This is a genomic window from Paenibacillus hamazuiensis (assembly GCF_023276405.1).
GTDB classification, from domain to species: Bacteria; Bacillota; Bacilli; order Paenibacillales; family NBRC-103111; genus Paenibacillus_AF; species Paenibacillus_AF hamazuiensis.
Window position 1 is genome coordinate 6,199,572 of the sequence record NZ_JALRMO010000001.1, and the last position, 17,254, is coordinate 6,216,825.

At 55.7% G+C, this 17,254-nt stretch carries 16 protein-coding genes; 10 read left to right on the forward strand and 6 right to left on the reverse strand.

The window, feature by feature from the left end; genetic code table 11:
- Nucleotide 1 precedes the first annotated feature (1 nt).
- Nucleotides 2-805: an N-acyl homoserine lactonase family protein gene (locus tag MYS68_RS26890; protein WP_248928779.1), complete on the reverse strand. Its 804-nt coding sequence runs from the start codon at nt 803-805 to the stop codon at nt 2-4.
- Nucleotides 806-918: 113 nt separating this feature from the next.
- Here MYS68_RS26890 and MYS68_RS26895 point away from each other — a divergent pair, with 113 nt between their 5' ends.
- The gene (locus MYS68_RS26895; RefSeq protein ID WP_248928780.1) at nt 919-1,632 is read left to right on the forward strand and encodes a TetR/AcrR family transcriptional regulator C-terminal domain-containing protein; all 714 of its coding nucleotides are present in this window, start codon (nt 919-921) and stop codon (nt 1,630-1,632) included.
- Here the strand turns inward: MYS68_RS26895 and MYS68_RS26900 are convergent.
- Nucleotides 1,629-2,117, reverse strand: a complete 489-nt coding sequence (locus tag MYS68_RS26900) for a DUF1572 family protein (protein WP_248928781.1) — start codon at nt 2,115-2,117, stop codon at nt 1,629-1,631. The genes MYS68_RS26895 and MYS68_RS26900 overlap by 4 nt on opposite strands.
- 196 nt (nt 2,118-2,313) lie before the next feature.
- Between MYS68_RS26900 and MYS68_RS26905 the strand changes: the two genes are divergently transcribed.
- The 3 genes from MYS68_RS26905 (at nt 2,314) to MYS68_RS26915 (ending at nt 4,486) form a co-directional block, all read left to right on the forward strand.
- Nucleotides 2,314-3,291 (forward strand): M23 family metallopeptidase, encoded by a 978-nt coding sequence (locus MYS68_RS26905; RefSeq protein WP_248928782.1) that lies wholly within the window; start codon nt 2,314-2,316, stop codon nt 3,289-3,291.
- Between the two features lie 15 nt (nt 3,292-3,306).
- Nucleotides 3,307-3,759, forward strand: coding sequence for a bactofilin family protein (locus MYS68_RS26910; RefSeq protein ID WP_248928783.1), 453 nt, complete (start codon nt 3,307-3,309; stop codon nt 3,757-3,759).
- A gap of 166 nt (nt 3,760-3,925) precedes the next feature.
- Nucleotides 3,926-4,486: a DUF421 domain-containing protein gene (locus MYS68_RS26915; RefSeq protein WP_248928784.1), complete on the forward strand. Its 561-nt coding sequence runs from the start codon at nt 3,926-3,928 to the stop codon at nt 4,484-4,486.
- A 58-nt stretch (nt 4,487-4,544) separates the two neighbouring features.
- Here the strand turns inward: MYS68_RS26915 and MYS68_RS26920 are convergent, their stop codons facing one another.
- Nucleotides 4,545-5,423 carry an SDR family oxidoreductase gene (locus MYS68_RS26920; RefSeq protein ID WP_248928785.1) on the reverse strand — a complete coding sequence of 293 codons (879 nt, stop codon included), beginning with the start codon at nt 5,421-5,423 and terminating at the stop codon, nt 4,545-4,547.
- A 137-nt stretch (nt 5,424-5,560) separates the two neighbouring features.
- Here MYS68_RS26920 and MYS68_RS26925 point away from each other — a divergent pair, with 137 nt between their 5' ends.
- The 6 genes from MYS68_RS26925 to MYS68_RS26950 all read left to right on the forward strand — a co-directional run bounded on the left by MYS68_RS26925 (nt 5,561) and on the right by MYS68_RS26950 (nt 14,219).
- Complete coding sequence (locus MYS68_RS26925) at nt 5,561-6,712, forward strand: helix-turn-helix transcriptional regulator (protein ID WP_248928786.1); 1,152 nt, start codon at nt 5,561-5,563, stop codon at nt 6,710-6,712.
- A gap of 579 nt (nt 6,713-7,291) precedes the next feature.
- Nucleotides 7,292-8,098 (forward strand): heparin lyase I family protein, encoded by an 807-nt coding sequence (locus MYS68_RS26930; RefSeq protein ID WP_248928787.1) that lies wholly within the window; start codon nt 7,292-7,294, stop codon nt 8,096-8,098.
- Between the two features lie 142 nt (nt 8,099-8,240).
- Complete coding sequence (locus MYS68_RS26935; RefSeq protein WP_248928788.1) at nt 8,241-9,806, forward strand: extracellular solute-binding protein; 1,566 nt, start codon at nt 8,241-8,243, stop codon at nt 9,804-9,806.
- A gap of 38 nt (nt 9,807-9,844) precedes the next feature.
- Nucleotides 9,845-10,867: a response regulator gene (locus MYS68_RS26940; protein ID WP_248928789.1), complete on the forward strand. Its 1,023-nt coding sequence runs from the start codon at nt 9,845-9,847 to the stop codon at nt 10,865-10,867.
- On the forward strand, nt 10,864-12,696 hold the full coding sequence (locus MYS68_RS26945; protein WP_248928790.1) for a cache domain-containing sensor histidine kinase: 1,833 nt from the start codon (nt 10,864-10,866) through the stop codon (nt 12,694-12,696). The genes MYS68_RS26940 and MYS68_RS26945 overlap by 4 nt, the downstream gene beginning before the upstream one ends.
- A gap of 167 nt (nt 12,697-12,863) precedes the next feature.
- Nucleotides 12,864-14,219 carry an IS4 family transposase gene (locus MYS68_RS26950; protein WP_248928649.1) on the forward strand — a complete coding sequence of 452 codons (1,356 nt, stop codon included), beginning with the start codon at nt 12,864-12,866 and terminating at the stop codon, nt 14,217-14,219.
- A gap of 204 nt (nt 14,220-14,423) precedes the next feature.
- Here MYS68_RS26950 and MYS68_RS26955 read toward each other — a convergent pair whose 3' ends face one another.
- The 3 genes from MYS68_RS26955 to MYS68_RS26965 form a co-directional block, all read right to left on the reverse strand.
- Nucleotides 14,424-15,740, reverse strand: a complete 1,317-nt coding sequence (locus tag MYS68_RS26955) for a WD40/YVTN/BNR-like repeat-containing protein (protein WP_248928791.1) — start codon at nt 15,738-15,740, stop codon at nt 14,424-14,426.
- 602 nt (nt 15,741-16,342) lie between these two features.
- Nucleotides 16,343-16,861, reverse strand: a complete 519-nt coding sequence (def, locus tag MYS68_RS26960) for a peptide deformylase (RefSeq protein ID WP_248928792.1) — start codon at nt 16,859-16,861, stop codon at nt 16,343-16,345.
- Between the two features lie 16 nt (nt 16,862-16,877).
- Nucleotides 16,878-17,114: a helix-turn-helix domain-containing protein gene (locus MYS68_RS26965; protein ID WP_248928793.1), complete on the reverse strand. Its 237-nt coding sequence runs from the start codon at nt 17,112-17,114 to the stop codon at nt 16,878-16,880.
- Nucleotides 17,115-17,254: the final 140 nt, after the last annotated feature.

The following is a 17,254-nucleotide window of genomic DNA, read 5'->3' on the forward strand; positions in this document are numbered from 1 at the left end:
TTCAATTACCCGGGTAGTCCCCGAACCTGACGGCGGGGTCGTGATTCGCAATCGCGGCTGCACAATCGTCCCGGCCGGAAAACTCCCGGATCCACCGGAAGGTGTCCCGGCACATCTTCTCATCGCTCATATGCCCCGGCAGCACCTCTTCGTTCCAGGAAACCGCAGAATATCCGGCATCGGAAGCGAGCAGCAGCCAACCCTTCTCCGTTTTCACAAGCGCGGACAAAAGTCCGGCCGTATGCCCCGGTGTGAACACCAGATAGACCGTCCCGTCCCCGAACAGATCCTTCCCGAGCCCGTAAGGACCAAAGGGAATCGGCTCCAGTGCAAAAGGCTCGATCAGGATGCCCTCGCATCTCTTCTTCTGAAAAGTGGCAGCCTGCCATTCCGGCTCGCTGACCATAATCGACTGAGCCCCGGCCAGCATTCGCAGGCCGCTGATGTGGTCCACGTCGAGGTGCGAAATAACCACATAACGAATGTCCTCGGCTGTAAGCCCTCTGGAGGCGAGCCGTTCCCGAACCGACTGCCCTGAGGGAAGCCGGGGCCGGCAGTAGTGATAGGCATAACCCAAATGTCCTTCGGGATCGCTGCGCACCTCTTCGCTCCACCCCGCGTCGATAACGACCCTCCCTGCGGGATGTTCGATCAAATAGCAGGATACCGGCGTCCAGATGTGATGCTCCTCCGATCTTTCTCCGAGCTTCGGCACATGCCCGAACCCTTCGTCCCGGTAAGCGAGACGGCGGTCAACCAAAACGTCCCCGCAGTGCATCACATGAACTTTTATTTGTTTATTCATAAATGTCCTCCATAAATATCTAACATCGTTAGATTAAATTTAACATCGTTAGAATAACTCCGTTATGATATAATTGTCAAGACAAATTTTCCAATCGAAAGGCGGAAATGATCGTGGCCCGGAAACGAATTTACCCGATGGATCTCGCAGGGGAAGCAGGCTCGGCACAGTCGGCCCACATCCCGCTTGACCGGAAGCGCATCGTGCAAAAAGCGCTGGACATGTTAAACGAGGTCGGCCTGAAAGAACTGAGCATGCGTAAAATCGGCGACGCCCTCGGCGTCAAGGCGGCTTCGCTGTATTATCACGTCAAGGATAAGGATGAGCTGCTGCAGCTGATTGCCGATCAAATCAGCCTGGAGATGGGAATGAATTGGGCGGATGCTTCTTTACCGTGGAAAGATCAGATGGTTCGCTGGGCGGAACACTTTCGGGCCGTTTTGCACAAACATCGGGATGCGGCGGACATTTTCGGCTCAACTATCGCGCTTGGGCCTTATCGGCTGCAGCAGATCGAAGCTTTGTACAAGGTATTCGACGCCGCCGGATTCCGCGACGAACAAATTCCATGGCTGTCCGGCATGTTGAAAAATTACGTGCTGGGGTTCGTTTCGGAAGAGGTCCGACTGACCGGCATGGCGCAGCGAAAAGAGGTGGATGTGAAGTCGCTCGGAGAGCAGTATCTGGAGACGTACGGCCGGCTGCCGCGGGACAAGTTTCCTCATCTGATTCGGCTTGCCCCTTATTCGACCGGCGCGCATTGGGAAGATGAATTCCATTTCGGGCTAAAGGTGCTTTTGGACGGCTTTAACGCACAGCTGCGTTAAATGCTTGTCGACTCATAGCGGCCGCCGAGCCGCATTTTGGCGATGTACAGCACCTGCCCGAGATGCTCGGAAAAATGGCCGGCGCATTGATGAAACAAAGCCAGGTTGCTGCGTTCTTTTCCCCGAATGGTCTGCGTCTTCAGCAGCAGCTCCGGCGTCGCTTCCTCCAGTGTTCGGCACAGCACGGCAAATGCATCCCGCAGCATCGCCATGAGCTGCTCGCGGGAATAAGCGACGTCGGGACGGAACTCCTCTTCCCGGCGCCGTACCGAGGCGCGGCCCAGCATGCCGGCCCCGATTCTTTCGTGAATATTTCCGCAAATATGGACGATCAGATTGGCAATGCTGTTGCTTTCCGGCGTCGGCCGCCATGCGAGCTCCTCCTCGCTTAACTGATCGCATGCCCCGGCGATCCGGCGCAATATTTCTTCATATTTGGGCAGCAGCACTTTTTTGTGCAGATCGAGCTCTTGACTTGATTCCATGTTCCCGCCTCCTCTATTTGGATTACTTTCATATTACCACCTTTTCCTAACCCTTCCTGTAAAATCTTCTTCGTTTCCCGGCGTCTCCAATGAATCGGGACGATTCAGGCATGTTCGACCCGGTCAGCGAATACAATCGAATATACCGGTCGTCCGACATCCTGAAAATGAAGATGAGGGGAGGGGAAGCCGAGCTATGAAGCCGCAGCGCAAACGCGAAAAGCTGACGCTAATGATCATTCCGGACGCAAGCCGCAGCATCGTCCGGTTCAAGCTTTCGCCGTTCAGCTTGTACGCCGTTCCGGCCGCCGCTTTGCTCGTACTGACCGGCTCCTGGCTGACCGTCTATGAACTGCAGGCCGCTCACATTCGCGACTCCACTGCGCTTAAGGAGATTCATCAGGATCAGGAAAAAGCTTTGAATGAAACGATCATGCAAAAAAACGCCGAACTCGACAAGCTGCACAGCGAGCTGATCGAGCTGTCCGAGCAAACGGAGGAGTTCAAGCTTCGGCTGCAGGAGGTCAAAAAGCTGGAGAGCTCCATCCAGGCGCTTACCCGCGGTCCGATATCGTCCACGCCGCCGAAGGAGCCCGCGAGTTCTTCGCCGAAGGGCGGGACCGGCGGAACCGCGGGGCAGGTCACCGGCGAACAAGCCGATCTGCTCGTAGAAACCACAAGATCGGATTTATCGGCATTAACGGACGAAATGAACGCATTGATCGGCCATCTGAGCGATTCGAAGGAGCAGCTCGCGGAAGCCGACCGTCTTCGCCGGATCACCCCCTCCATCTGGCCCTCCTCGTCACGCACCGTCACTTCCGGCTTCGGCCTCCGTCTGGACCCTTTCACCCAGAAGCCCGCATTCCACAGCGGCCTCGACATCGCCGGCAAGCTGGGCGACTCCGTCTTCGCCACGGCGGACGGCCTCGTCCGCGAAACCGGTTCGGACAGCTCCTACGGCAATTTTGTCCGCATCGATCACGGAGGCGGCATCGAGACGTTTTATGGCCATCTCAGCCGGATATTGACCGAACCCGGCCAGCAGGTCGCCAAAGGCCAAAAGATCGCTCTGGTCGGCTCGACCGGCCGCAGCACGGGGCCCCATCTGCATTACGAGGTGCGTCGAAACCGCGTGGAAATCGATCCGGTACCTTTTTTAAAATCAAAATGAAAGGTTGTGTTGCGCTTGCTGTCAGTCAAAAAAGCATCGTCTGCCGTTGAAACGATCATTGGCGAAAATACGGTTTGCGACGGGAAGGTAAGCTGCGAAACGAACCTGCGGGTGGAAGGAAAGGTCGTCGGAGACATCGAATGCTCCGGCGAGGTCGTCATCGGCGAACACGCGGTCGTGCATTCGAGTATATTGGCCAAAGATGTCGTCATAGCGGGCACCGTGCACGGCAATGTACAGGCTACAGGCAGGCTGACGGTGATGCCTACCGGCCAGCTGATCGGCAATATGGAGGCGACGACGCTCCAGGTCATGGAAGGAGCGGTGTTCACCGGCAGCAGCGCGATGGCGCAAAGATCGTCGGTCAGCCCGCTCAGCGGAAGCGGCAAGGGCAGGGAAGGCAAAGAAAGCAAAGAAGGCAGGCATCAGAAGCAGGGCACCGACCACGCCGCAGCGAATGCCGTGTAATATCGGCTTGGCCGCGTCGCAAGATGAGCTGCTTATCCCGGGCTAGAGCGGTGTTAGGCCGCGGAAGAACCTGGCCGTTCTGAATTACTTCAGCCCATGACGTATTTCGCGATGGAAAAATTCACATACTGAGAACAATACTTAGACCGTTGTGGGGTTTTTAACTATGGCCATCAATTTCTTATGGGAAGCGGTTATTCTTCTGTCCGCCAACCTGCTTCTGCTCCGACTCGCCGGAAAAAAATCGGTCGCTCAGATGACCATCCTCGAAATCATCGTCATCCTGGCCATCGGCACGACGATGGGCCATGCCATCAAGGAAAACGAGCTTTGGCAGGTCATTACCGTAACGGCGGTGTTCATTTTGTTTCTGATCGTTTGTCAAAAGCTGCAGCTGAAGTCGCGGCTCCTCGAAAAGTACATGATCGGCACGGCGACGCTCGTTATCCAGGATGGCACCGTGCTTGAGCAGAGCCTGAAAAAGCTGCGCATAACGCAAAGCCAACTGGAGATGAGGCTTCGCCAGAAAGGCATTTCCTACATATCCGACGTCAAAGTCGCCACCATCGAATCCGACGGCGGGCTCGGCTACGAGCTTATGCCCCACGCCGCCCCCGTCACGAAAGAGGAGCTTCTCGCGATCCTGGACAAACGACCGGGCCAGGAGGACAAGTCAGAGAAAACGGATGAAAATATATTCAACCAGGTTATTAAAAACAACCGATAACTCCCTCGGATACGGCGGTGCCGCACCGAGGGGTTATTTTTTTTTTGAGGATTGCCGGTCACTGCTCCTTTAACACATGCTTTTGAAAGTAGTCGCCCCAATGTGGGGAGCTGCCGTCGATGTCCATGAAGCCGTATTCGCGGGACAAGTCCCACGAGCTGAGCGCTTTGCCGGCTTTTTCGGACACGTTCGGATCGGCGGCGAGCGCGGCGGCGGCTCTGCCGACGAAATACGGCGTTTCCGAAGCGATGAAGTGTGGGTCCTTCTTCGCCCCGTCGCGCCAGTTCGCTTCCGTCACGCCGAAGTGATCGAGCATCGCCTCGGAGCGCAAAAACCCCGGCGTCAGCGCCAGCGCCGTTACGCCATGCTCCTTCAATTCGGCCGCCATCGCTTCCGCCAGGTGGATGACGGAAATTTTCGCCAGGCTGTAGTAAAGATTGCCGCGGTACGCATAGTCCGTGCCGTCGGTAATTTCAATAATCAGCCCCTGCCTGCGGGCGATCATCAGCGGCGCCCCGTAGTAGCTCGTGATCATATGCGTATGCACGGCCCGCTGCTGGGTGAGCAGCCCATCCGCCAGCGAATGCTCCCAGAACGTCTGCCCCCATACGTTCAGCGGATCGCAGCCCCATATGTCGTTAATGAGGATGTCCAACCTTCCGTCCTGCTCCCGCCCGACGCGTTCGAACAAAGCTTTCACCTCGGCTTCCACCGAATGGTCCACCCGGACCGGAATGCCGACGCCTCCTTTCGCCGTGACCAGCTCCGCAGTCTCTTCGATCGTCTCCGTGCGGTTCATATCCGACTTCCGCTCGCGGGTCGTACGGCCTGTTACGTATACGGTGGCTCCCGCCTCGCCGAGCATCGCGGCAATTCCTCTGCCCGCTCCCCTGGTCGCTCCTGCGACTACGGCGACTTTTCCCTGCAATGGTTTCATGTTCTTCTCCTCCATGTTCTTCATGAACTTTTGGATTGCAGTTCGTATGCTTTTTTATCTTACCGGAGCCAATATGACATCCCTTGTCTTATTTGTTTGGTACAATAGGATCATGATTTGATGAGGAGGACATGCCCATGCGAGCGGATCGCCTGCTTTCCATTATTTTGCTGCTGCAAGCTCACGGAAAAATGACGGCCAAAGAGCTGTCGGAGCATCTGGAGGTGTCGGAGCGGACCATCCTGCGGGACATGGACGCGCTCAGCACCTCGGGAGTGCCGGTGTTCGCGGAGCGCGGCTCCGGCGGCGGCTGGCAGCTTGCCGAAGGGTTCCGCACGAGCCTCACCGGGCTGAAAAAAGAAGAGGCCGCCGCCCAGGCGCTGCTTCTGCTGAGCGCCTCCCCGACGCTGCACGACCTCGGCCTGGAGCAGCCGCTCGAGGGCGCGCGGCTGAAGCTGCAGGCGGCGCTGCCCGCGATGTACCGCAAGGACATCGACCTCGTCCGCGAGCGCATCCACATCGACGGCGCCGGCTGGAACCGGTCGCGCGAGCCGGTGCCTCACCTGCTGCGCATCCAGGAGGCGGTGTGGGCGCAGGAACGGCTGCGCATCGTCTACCTCAGGCACGACGGCACGGTCCGACGGGAGATCGACCCGCTCGGCCTCGTGGCCAAAAGCGGCGCCTGGTACGTAGTGGCGCTCGTCCATGAGCCGGCGTCGGCCGGCGAAGAGGCCGGAGTCGCCGCTTCGACGGCAGCGCCGGGCGGCGCCGCTTTGGCGGCGCGGGAGGAGCGCGGCGGGGGCGCGGGACGCGACCTCGCGGAAGCCGTCCCCGTTGCCCCGGCCGCCGACGCGGAAGGCGCCGCGGCGCCATCCGGCGGCATCCGCACGTACCGCGTCTCCCGGATCGAAGCCGCGGACGGGACGGGCGAAACGTTTGCCCGCCCGGAGCATTTTGACCTTGCCGCTTACTGGGAGCAGTCGACGGCGCAATTTCACGCGAGCCTGCCGCAGTATACGGCCCGGGTCCGGTTGGACGGCAAGCTGCTGCGCGTTCTCGGCCAGCGGCGGTTCGTCTCCGTCCAGCACGCGCGGCCTGCCGACGATAACGACGTATGGCTCGCGGACATCCGCTTCGACGGCTTCGACGCCGCCTGCGAGACGCTGCTTGGCCTCGGTCCGCAGGTGGAGGTGGCGGAGCCGGAGGAGCTGCGCCGCGAGCTGAAAATCCGCGCGGAAGCCGTAGCGGCGATGTACGCTAAAGACGATCCGGCTTGTGCGAAGTCCTAGCACCTTCAAAAAGACCGGATCGGCCCCCGCTCGTAACCATCGTTCGCACAGTCGTGGACAAACCCGCAGGGGAAGGCCTGGCAGACCGGACTGACTAAGAACGGTTGTCCCGCTTTAATGAATGTTTGTAACCATAAAGGAACTGACGTTCGCTATTCTCGGGTAAATGAGCATATCTGAAAAAATAAAGGAACTGAGATGCGCTAAATCGCGTAAAAATGCCGTGTGTAATGTGCAGCTGAACAAATAGCACACCTCAGTTCCGCTAATTTTCAAAAATGACCGAAATCGCCCCCCTTAGCGAACTATAGTTCCGTTATGGCCCCGCTCAACCCGACAATTTTACTCTTGGCCCCCGAGGCACATAGTGATTTTTTCCAATTTTCGCTCAGTTTCAGCCATATATGGCCCGATCGCAAACGCTTACAATTAAACCAAGGTCGACCCGGCAGATGAGGACAATCGCGTACGCTCCTCCCCTTGTTGACCTTGGTTTAATTTCGCTTATGGAGGTGGACAAGAACTCTTCGATCCGGCAAGAAAGCGGCAAAAACCTTTATGATCAGGAGGATGATGTTCATGAAAAAGCAGCTTCGCATGTTGGCAGCGACGGCCGCGCTCGTCACGGCGCTGGCGGCCGGAAGCGCGGTCGCCTACGCCGCCACGGTCACGATCAATTCCGACGGACCGAATAACGGAAAAACCGCGCTGCAAATTTTGCAGCAGTATCTCGGCTCCGATCCGGTCGACGGACCTACGGATGCGAGCCACCTGAGCGAAACGACATCCAGCGGCGTCGGAAATGTGTTCCAGATTCGGGCCGGCGATTCGTCGGATGAGGACGCGCTCGACGGCAGCAACACGGATCGGCAGCGGGTGGAAATCAAAGCCTACAACAGCTCGCCGGACAATGTAAAGGCGTTTAAGGGAGAGACGGTCACGTACAAATGGCGATTCCGCGCGATGAGCCCTTATCCGGTATCGTCATCGGGGAATTTCCACCACATCTTCCAGCTCAAAGCTTCCGGCGGCGACGACGGCGCTCCTATTCTCACGTTCACGGTTCAGGACGGCTATTTGAAGTTCCGCCACAGCCCGATCGGCTCTACGATGGATGAAGTCGTTACGCTTGCGCAAACGCCGTTTTCCAATATCGACGGCACGTGGGTGGAAGCGACCGTCACCGTGAAAAATGCCGATAGCGGCTCGATCAACATGACGCTTAAAAAGCTGGACGGCACCTCGATCATGTCATACAGCGGCACGAAGGACAACTGGAGAACCGATGCCGACTTCAACCGGCCGAAATGGGGCATTTATCGCAAAATTTACTCCGGCATGCCGGAAGCGAAAATTCAATTCTCCAATATTCAAATCACGAAATAGTTTTTAAAACCATTTCGCAGCCAGCTCTTTCGGGTGTGCCGCTTGCACCTGTAAGAGCTTTTTGCGCCGCATTTTCCATATTGTTACGGGACTAACCTCAAGGTATACTGAAGCCAGGCAACCACCGAAAGCGGGGAACCCTATGAAGAACCGGCCTATATGTTTGCTCGTGCCGCTGCTTTCCGTAACCCTGGCGGCGGGATGTACGCAAAATACGAATACCCCCCTCAGCCCGAAACCGGCCCCGGCCTCCTCCGGCAAACGCATTTCGTTTTCCTTTGCTGTAAGCGCAAACAATAACAAGGCGGCCGAATCGGCCAATGACATTCAATCCAATAAATGGGTGAAACAACTCGCGGAGCTGACAGGCGCCGATATCCGTTACCAGGTGCTTCCGACCAACCAGTTCGAGCAAAAGCTGTCGCTGCTGCTGGCCGGAGGCGAGCTGCCCGACGTCGTTCAAGGTTTCATGCCGGCCGATGCGCGGATGAACGGCTCCGTGGAGGCCGGGTTGTTCCGGCCGCTTGACGATCTGCTCAGCAAGTACGGCCAACATCTGTTGAAAACGATACCGAAGGAAGCCTGGGATTCGGTTTCCTATAACGGCCGCATTTACGCGCTGCCGCAATTTTTGTCCAACCCGGCCCGGCGCACGACGTTTTTGCGTATGGACTTGCTGAAGCAGAGCGGGCTGCCCGTGCCGAAAACGATGGACGACGTGCTGAATGTGCTGCGGGCGTTCAAGAAGCTTGGCGTGGAGCAGCCGTACCAAATGCGCGAAGCATTCAAATATGCCGATTTGCCGCTCGCCGCTTACGACGTGCTCCCCGCCTGGGAACGGCAGGGAGACCGGGTCGTGCCGAAGTTTTTTCACGCAGAACGGATGATGCAAGCTCTTCAGGCATACAAAACGATGTATGACGAGAAGCTCATTTCCAAAGAATTTGCGACGATCAATCCTACGATGTTCGCCAACATGATCTATGCCGGCAAAAGCGGCATGTGGACGGGCAACGCCGCCAGCCTCGGCGCATTCGACAGCCAAATCAGGCAGTCGGTCCCTTCCGCATCCGTCGAGGCGATCCCGTCCACGTTCGGTCCGGACGGCGGGGGCGGCTATACGCTGTATGCGCCGGTGATCAGCTCGTACTACATAAGCGGCAAAGTGAGTGAGCAGACAGCCGGACGGATCGTCGCTTATTTCGATTGGATGCTGACGGAGGAAGCGGACCGTTTTTTCAGCCTGGGGATTGAAGGCGATACTTACCATATAAAGGATGGAGCCATCGTTTACCGGCAGCCCGTCACGCCTGAAGAAATCAACGATCAGGACATGCTCGATTTCCTTCATGTGTTTAAAGACGGAACCTATAGCGGTGTGAAGCTGAGGATGGAGCAAAGCGCGGACGGCCGCAAAACGATCGACTTGCTGGACCGGGTGCTGGTGAAGGTTGGCCGCTCCCAAATCGTCTTTACGCCCGACCTCTCGGGAGCCGCCAAATATCCGGACCTGGCGATGAACATCGACCAATACGGCAAATTCGTCCTGAACCATATGATCAAAATGATTTACGGCAAGGAGCCGATATCGGACTGGCCCGCAGTTATCGAGGAGTGGAGAAGCAAAGGCGGCGACGAGCTGGTCCGCGAAGCGACCGAGCGCTACAACCGGAAAACCGGCGTCATCGAAATCAAGCCGAAACCGTAACCTTCCATCATTATCGCTTACAGAAAAGAGGGACTAGCATGAGATCGATTTTGATTGTCGACGATGAAGCGACGATTCTCAAAGGCCTCGCCGTCATGACGCAAAACTACGACGCCTCCCTTACCGTGCATACGGCGGCGAACGGAGCGGAAGCGCTGGAGCGGATTCGCCGCGAACCTCCGGACGTACTGCTGACCGATATCCGCATGCCCAGGATGGACGGGCTGTCTCTTTGCGAGGCTGTACATAACATGGACGAGCCGATTGCGGTCGCAGTTATTTCCGGCTACGGCGACTTCGGTTATGCGCAAAAATGCCTGTCCTTCGGAGTCAAGGAATACTTGCTCAAGCCGGTAACTGAGGCCGAGTTATATCCGGTGCTGGGCAAGCTGCTGAGCGAATCCCCCCGCGTGCCCTTTTCCATCTCACAATACGAAGAATGGCTGGAACGGACGGAAACCGCGATATGGGGCCCCTCGGACGGGCAGGAGCTTCACGATCTCCTGAGCGAATGGACGGTCATGACGAACCTGCTGCCCAAAGATCAGCTGCGGGTCCTCGTTCACGATATTTTGTCCTTGCTGGTGAAAAGGCTTAATGCCAGGCATGTGTTTGAATTCGAGCTTGCGGCGGATGCCTCGGACCGCGAGATGTCCGCGGCGGAGCTGCAGCATTTTTTTGAAACGGCGCTGTTCGAATTGGCCGCTGAGCTTGCGCTCAAACGGGGCGGCAGCCAAAAAAACGTGCCGGATGAAATGATGGCGTACATCGATCGAAACCTCGCCGGGGAAATTACCCTGGACGAGGTGGCCGAGCGGATCGGTCTCACCCCCTCCTATTTGAGCTCGCTGTTTAAGAAGACGACGCAGATGAGTTTTGTCCAGTATAAAACGAAAAAGCGGATCGAGATGGCGAAGCGGCTGCTCGAGCTGCCTCATTACCGGGTGACGGACGTGGCGGCCGAGGTCGGCTACGAAAGTTACCCGCATTTTGTCCGCATCTTCAAAAGTTTGACCGGCTGCACTCCTTCGGAGTACCGGAGCCGGATGGGGATCAAATGATGACGCGAAGTTTATCCCGGCGGCTGACCGTTTATTTTTTGACCGTCATCCTGCTTACGCTGCTGACTGTCAGCATTGCCGTTTACCTTCGTTCGACCGCCGAGCTGGACAAGCAAAACGAGCAGTATATGTCGCAGATCGTAGATAACGCTCTGGAGCAGACGGATTCGTATCTTCAAGCCTATGAGCGGCTGACGCTCTCTTTTATGGCGGATGAACGCGTCAAGGAATTTCTCGATTTAAAGGCGGATGATGACTACGAGGCATATGCGTATCGGGCTTCTATTAAGGAAAGCGGCATCGCGCCGATTTTCATCCGCAATCCCGAGGTCATCATGGTGTATTTGATCGGCAGCAACGGAAGGGCGGCCTACGATTACAACTCCGCGATTTCGCGCCCGATCGACGAGGAATTTCTGGTGGGGCGCGCCCGGGAGCTCGAGCCGCTGATTAACGATAAGGGCAAGATGTCGGTGCTGAACACGGGATTTTCCGGGATCAAAGACACGTTTGTTGTAACGATGGCCAGGCGGATATCCGGCAGAAAAACGCCGGAGTTCAAAGGCATCCTCGGCATGGAAATCAAGTCGCAGGAGCTCGCCCGGCTCTGGCGGCGCATCCATCTCGGCGAGCGCAGCTACTTCTATATCGTCGACGCCGACGGCGAATTCGTGTACCATCCGGACGCGTCGCGGATCGGCAGCAAACTCGAGCCGGTGCTCTGGGAACATATCGGCAGGAAGACCGGGGAGCGGTTTATCTCTCCTTCCGACGGGGAGGACCGCATGTTTATAAGCCGCAAATCGGACTACTCCGGATGGCATCTGGTATTGTCCGTACCCGTGGAGGAGCTGCGCAAGCCGGTTTCGGGCATTCGCTGGACAACGGCCTGGGTCGGGCTGATCACTCTGCTGATCGCCGTCGTTCTCGCCTTCCGCTTCGGCTCGACGATTACCCGGCCGATCCGGGAGCTCGTCGGCGGAATGCGCGAGACCGAGAAAGGGAATTGGACGACGCTCCCGCTGCCGAAAACGGGCGACGAAGTCGAAGGCCTCGTCGCGAGCTATAACCTGATGGTCGGCCGGCTGTCGGAGCTTGTCTCCCAAGTTTATGAAGCCGAGCTCGCTAACCAGAAAATCCGGATGGAACGGCAAACCGCCGAATTTCAAGCGCTGCAGCTGCAGATCAATCCGCATTTTCTGTACAATACGCTGGAGACGATCGTCGCGTACGCCGTCATTCAGCAATCCGAGGAGATCAAGGAAATCGTCCGCTCGATGGCGTATATGCTGCGTTACTCCGTGCAGACGGATCTGGAGGAAATTACGGTGGCGAGCGAGTTGAAGCACGTGCTGAATTACATGGCGATCATAAACCACCGGACGGGGAGACATTTTGAGGTGGAGGTGGCGATCCCCTCCGAATATTTGCTGCACCATATGGTTCGGCTGACGCTGCAGCCGCTTGTGGAAAACGCGTTCCTTCATGCTTTTCCGGACGGCATCGAAGACCGCCACCGCATACGTATTGACGGCCGCATGACCGACGATTTTTTTGAAATTATGGTGGAGGATAACGGGGAAGGTATCCCGCCGGACAAGCTGGCGGAGCTGAGCGAGCTGCTGCGCACGAGCAGGCTCACCGACCTTCATGCGGGAAAAGGCGACCGCAAAGGCGGCATCGGCCTCGTCAACGTGCACCGCCGCATTCAGATGGTGTTCGGCGAAAGCTGCGGCATTTTGCTGCAAAGCGTTCCCGGACATGGAACGGCCGCGATCATGCGCATTCCGAAAGGGCCCGCGCGGGGTTCAAGCAAAAAGATCAGTTGAAAGTATAAGTTATAATCTCAACTTTCGCACCTTGAAAATCTAACCTAAGCCAGATGTGGTGCGGGTTGCGGACGATTAATTCTTTGAGTTGACAGAAAAAACACCTTTCGTTTGGTAAAATGGAAATTGTCCAGATCCCCATTCCAAACAGAAAGGTGCGTATCTTCATGGTACACCAGAACGCTCTGTCTGAAAAGAGTTTGCATCGAATTACATCGTTGTTTGTTACTTTAAAAATCGGCCACTTGCTGCGCCAGGCCGGCATTCGCAAGTCGTTCGGTATGCCAGCGCTGGAAGTTTTTCAGCTTCTGTTCACGCTTGTTTTCCAACAGCGTAATTGGTATCGCCTGTTAGAGAGTGAGCGCTCCTCGGTGCCCGGCAAGGACGTCATCTATCGTTTTCTTAACCATTCCGGCTTTGCGTGGCGTAAATTCCTTCATAGCCTAAGTCTCTTGGTTGTTCGGCGCTTCGAATCTCTCATTTCAAGTTCTCGTACTCGCGTGTTTATCGTAGACGATTCTGTTTTGAAGCGAAATCGAAGCAAGAAAGCAGAACTGTTGGCTCGCGTTCATGATCATACGACAGGTCGATTCGTCCGCGGTTACAATATGCTCACGCTGGGTTGGTCGGATGGCTTCAGTTTTGCTCCCATCGATTTTGTCATGCTCAGTTCCGCTAAGATCACCAACCGTTTTTGTGAAATAAAAGATAACTTGTCGAAGCGGACTCAAGGATATAAGCGTCGCTTGGAAGCATTCACCCGTAAGCCAGATGCGGTCGTAGAATTACTCAAACGTGCGATTCGGGCTGGTTTTGCTGCTGATTTTGTGCTCATGGATAGCTGGTTTACGCAAGCGCCACTTTTGCGAAGCCTTATGTCGGAAGGGCTTCACGTCATCGGGATGATCAAGGACATGAAGCAGCGCTATGTCTTGGGTGAAGACCTCGTCACGTTGAAGGAGCTTTACCAAAGGCTGCCGCGATCGACCAAAATAGATGTACTCGGCTCGTTTCTTGTTCAAACAGCTTGTGGACTGCCAATTCGACTCGTATTTGTGCAAAACCGTAACTGTCGTAGGGAATGGCTTGTTATCTTGAGCACCGATACCGAACTGAGCGACACGGAAATCGTGAGGATTTACGGAATGCGGTGGAGCATAGAAACCTTCTTTAAATTCACTAAATCCCATTTGAAGCTTGGGACGGAGTTCCAAGGCAGATCGTTCGATTCGCTGATTTGCCATACGACGATTGTGTTCAGTCGTTACTTGTTATTAGAATGGGAACGTCGTGCGAATCAGGATGCTCGTTCACTTGGAGGTCTCTTCTTCCTATTTGCAGACGAAGTTCGGGAACTTGACTTCAAATCGGCGCTACAACAAATCGTGGTGTTCTTCTTGGAGTTGACCAAAACCAAGACGAAAAGGGAGAGGTCTGCACTTATTTGTCAAGTCCAACAATGGATTGCTGGTTTGCCCAACTATATCAAGGGTTTACTGACTGATCTTAGCTGCGAAAGTTGAGTTATAATGTACCATAATTTCACTTCGATCCCAACCTTGCCGAATCGAGCTTTGGCATGCAGCTGAGAGTAGCAAACAGCGACCACCATAACGCAAACTAAAATCACTAGGGATGCAAAGTGATCCAAGTAGGCTCACCTCCTTCCCTAGTGACATATTAGACCATAACTTGTCTTTCCAGCGGATTCTTTCTTTAATCCCGCTCTACTGCTGCGGAACGCTGGTCTTCCACGTATTGCCGCCATCAGCCGTATACATAAGGTAGTCACCTTTAGACGGATCGAAGACGCGCACCCAGCCGGCCTGCTCGGAGAAAAACTGCAGCTGCTCGAAGCTCCACTCCTTGCCTTCCTCAATTTTGCGTTCGAAATTCTTCCCACCGTCCCGGGTCACGGCGAGACCGCCGCCGACCGGCCCTGCTCCCGCGCTTAGCGGCACAAATCCGGTCGTCTCCGAGACGAACTGCAGCCCCCGGGTATACGGCCTGCCGCCCCGCATCTCGGAAATTTTCGACCAATGCGTCCCGCCGTCCGTCGTTCCGTACAAGCTGGACTGCAGCGTCTCCATGCTCAAAATCATCATCCAGCCCTTGCTCGGGTTAATAAACGAAATGCCCACCGTCTGCAGCCCCGTCGAATTGTCCGGCGACCACTGCAGCTTCCAGTGCTGCCCGCCGTCCGCCGTGTTCACGACGGCAACCGCGCACTGCTCTCCCGTCGATTCGTTCGGCTTGCAGCCTTTTCCGACGCGTCCCATGACCCAGCCGTTCTTACCGTCCGTCAAAAACACAGCCTGTTCCGCGAGGAACGGCCCGATCTGAAAATCGACCAAGCTCCAATGCTGACCTCCATCTACGGTGCGCAGCATCCGATTCCCGGCGATCGCGTACACTTGCCGCTCATTCACCACAAACACTTTATCTTTGCTGTAAAAGTCAACGTCCTGTACCTTTTGCGTCCATTGCGTGCTCCACGTTTTTCCTCCGTCCGCGGAATGGGAGATCTGCAAACCGGTGCATAAGCGGCTTCCCTGCTGCTCCCGGCAGTCCGTTTTTCCGACCGCCCAGCCCTGGGTCTCGCCTGCGAAGCCGATTCCCCTTACGAACACGCCCTGCAAAGCGGATTTGTTCCATGAGGCGCCCTTATCCGACGTTTTCCAAATCGTCGAGCCCATCTTCGTTTCTCCAACCGTCCAGCCCAAACGTTCGTTGGTAAAATACATATCGGCCAGCTTCCGCGGCTCTGTCGCCGGAGCCGGCTCGCTGCCCGTACCGGCGGACGGCGCAGCAGGCCGATCTCCCGGCTTTGCGGCTTCGGCATTGCCGCTTGCGTCCGGCGCTGCCGGTTTATTGCCGTTGTCCGGCTGGTCCGCACCTGCAGCTGGCGGCGAAACGGCCGCCCCTCCGGGCGCGGTGCTGCCCGCCGGATGGGAAGAGGCCGAGGCCTGACAGCCCGTCAGCAGCAAAAAAGCAGCCAGCAGCAGATGTCCTCCTTTTTTATATAGAGAAAAAGTTGTGTGCATGGATGTTTGACTCCTTTCCTGATGTTATGCCTTACAGACGTTCCGAGATCGTAAAATGTTCCTTGCCAGCCGCCGTTTTATTATGTTTCATAACGTACGGAGCTATGTAAAAAAACGGAAGCCCTTTTCAGCGATGCGTTCTTCTGCGTTGTCGATTAAACCACTCTGACGAGCAGTTTCGGTTGAAGATAATTTGAACTTGGATGCGATAAAAATTCTAACGGTTGCCATAGCGATTATTACAAGGAAATTGCCGATTTTAAAATTGTAACGGTTCTGGACGAGGTTATTTGGGCAAAAGGAAGGCCTCCTATCGGATAATCCTTCAAATAAGCTCGCTGGTAACCGTCAGAATTTGAAAATGAGCATTTTAAGCCAAATAAGCTCTGTCACAACCGTTACAGGTTATGAACAGCGTTCGAGCCATGACATACCCCAAGTCTCCGTGGACAGCCAACAATTTCAACATTTCCGCTGATAACATGCAAAATCTTTAACGTAAATAAAAAGCCATCCGAATGGACGACCCTTTGATGCGGATATTGGTTTTCAGCATTGATATCCTCTTTCGTAACGCTACCTTAGTCAACAGCACGTCGCCGCTACACCCCTTGATTGCTCAGACGGATCACGTCCGCCACACGAACCGTTTGCTTCGTATGCTCGTGGTACAGCGTATCCTCTTGAACGCGGTCGATAAACAGCACGCCGTCCAGGTGATCCATCTCATGCTGGATGCACCGGGCCAAATATCCCTCCGCTTCCAGCTCGCGCTTCTCTCCGCTGCGGGTCAGCGTGCTGATCTTGACATGCATGGCGCGCCTCACGTTGCCGATAAAATTCGGGAAAGACAGGCAGCCTTCAGGGCCGGCTTGCTCCCCGCTCATCTCCAGCATTTCCGGGTTAATCAGTTCGATCAGCCCGGTTCCGCAATCCATAACGACGACTCTTCGCAAAATGCCGATTTGCGGAGCGGCCAAGCCCGCGCGCCCTTCCTTCGCGTACAGCGTATCCGTCAGGTCGTCCAGCAGCTTGATGACTCTTTCCCCTACCTCGGCAACCGGCTTCGCCTTTTTCCTTAATATTGGGTCCCCGAACGGAACGATCGATTTAACCGTCATGTCCAGCCCTCCTCTTCTATGCTCCCTTGCCGGACGGCGTAAACGCCCACAAATCGTTAGGCGTGCATTCCAGCGCTATGCATAAGGCGTCCAGCGTTTCCGCTTTCATCTGCTTCGGCTGTCCCGTCATCAAAGCGTGAATCGAAGGCGCGGACAGCCGGTAGCCCGCCTTCTCCTTAAGCAGCCGGGCGAGTGCGGCTCCCGTCCAAATTCCTCTCTCGGCCATTATTTTTCGCAGCATCCAAACTAACATGGAACCTCTCACTCCCCAACATAAATTAGCTGATAACTAAAATATTTAGGCAATACCTAATATATTCTAAAATCAGGTAAATTTCAACCGCCTTAACGATTTACCACCTAAAACATGTTTATTTCAACCAAAATCATATC

Coding starts and splice junctions, on each gene's coding strand:
- MYS68_RS26890 (WP_248928779.1), bottom strand. CDS start 805: ATGAATAAACAAATAAAAGTTCATGTGATGCACTGCGGGGACGTTTTG.
- MYS68_RS26900 (WP_248928781.1), bottom strand. CDS start 2,117: ATGGAATCAAGTCAAGAGCTCGATCTGCACAAAAAAGTGCTGCTGCCC.
- MYS68_RS26905 (WP_248928782.1), top strand. CDS start 2,314: ATGAAGCCGCAGCGCAAACGCGAAAAGCTGACGCTAATGATCATTCCG.
- MYS68_RS26915 (WP_248928784.1), top strand. CDS start 3,926: ATGGCCATCAATTTCTTATGGGAAGCGGTTATTCTTCTGTCCGCCAAC.
- MYS68_RS26920 (WP_248928785.1), bottom strand. CDS start 5,423: ATGAAACCATTGCAGGGAAAAGTCGCCGTAGTCGCAGGAGCGACCAGG.
- MYS68_RS26925 (WP_248928786.1), top strand. CDS start 5,561: ATGCGAGCGGATCGCCTGCTTTCCATTATTTTGCTGCTGCAAGCTCAC.
- MYS68_RS26930 (WP_248928787.1), top strand. CDS start 7,292: ATGAAAAAGCAGCTTCGCATGTTGGCAGCGACGGCCGCGCTCGTCACG.
- MYS68_RS26935 (WP_248928788.1), top strand. CDS start 8,241: ATGAAGAACCGGCCTATATGTTTGCTCGTGCCGCTGCTTTCCGTAACC.
- MYS68_RS26940 (WP_248928789.1), top strand. CDS start 9,845: ATGAGATCGATTTTGATTGTCGACGATGAAGCGACGATTCTCAAAGGC.
- MYS68_RS26945 (WP_248928790.1), top strand. CDS start 10,864: ATGATGACGCGAAGTTTATCCCGGCGGCTGACCGTTTATTTTTTGACC.
- MYS68_RS26950 (WP_248928649.1), top strand. CDS start 12,864: ATGGTACACCAGAACGCTCTGTCTGAAAAGAGTTTGCATCGAATTACA.
- MYS68_RS26955 (WP_248928791.1), bottom strand. CDS start 15,740: ATGCACACAACTTTTTCTCTATATAAAAAAGGAGGACATCTGCTGCTG.
- def (WP_248928792.1), bottom strand. CDS start 16,861: ATGACGGTTAAATCGATCGTTCCGTTCGGGGACCCAATATTAAGGAAA.
- MYS68_RS26965 (WP_248928793.1), bottom strand. CDS start 17,114: ATGTTAGTTTGGATGCTGCGAAAAATAATGGCCGAGAGAGGAATTTGG.